The 691-nt window shown below is 44.1% G+C and carries 1 pseudogene; it reads right to left on the bottom strand.

Going from position 1 to position 691, the window contains the following annotated elements:
• Positions 1–324 precede the first annotated feature (324 nt).
• Positions 325–691, bottom strand: a pseudogene (locus CIK04_RS28670) (vancomycin high temperature exclusion protein); the annotation flags it as partial.

Here is a 691-nt window from a genome sequence, read left to right as displayed (position 1 = left end):
CTTTAGGATCAAAGGTAGAGATGGTCATTAGGGTAATAAACAAAAAATATTCGCGATGAATATCATGCTGTTTCTGGTGAGTAACCAGTTCTTTAACGTAACAGCGAGTGCGGTCATAGCATATGCTCCTTTTGCTTCGCCTCTGTAGGGTTATTGTTTTGTCTTTCCTGAGTGGCTATGCCACTTAAAAAGAGATGTGAGGCGTAAATACTGACTTGCGTTACGTGAATGTTATGAGTTTTGTGGGTGTGTAGTTGGTGATAATTAACGTTGTAATAACAAACTGTGAGGTTTAAAAAGTAAAAGGTGTAGATTTCTACCCATTTATTGAGAAAGGGAATCGGACCCTTCTGCTGGTGGCGGAGAAAGAGGCGTTCCTAATGGTTCGAGCGCAATGGGTTCTTGTGGACCAAGGAAGCGAGGTTGCGTGTTGAATGACGTAAAGATCGATAAACGCTTTGACGCGAGCCAGTACTTCTCGACTGCGCATCGACCGAAATTTGCTTGCTGCTACTTGGGCCGGAAACCGGCTAAACAGCGTGCATTGATCTGATAAGCATTGGCAATAAACAAGGCTCGTTCACAGTGAAAACGTTGTGTGACGATGAGGAAATGATCGGAGGCAAAAATTTTCTTTGCGCGAACAATGGAGTCTAAGGTGCGAAAGCCTGCGTAGTCGAGGTGGATGTTC

It is taken from the genome of Vibrio sp. 03_296, assembly GCF_002265885.1.
Note: the sequence above shows the minus strand (reverse complement) of the source record. Positions and strands in the feature narration are given on the sequence as shown.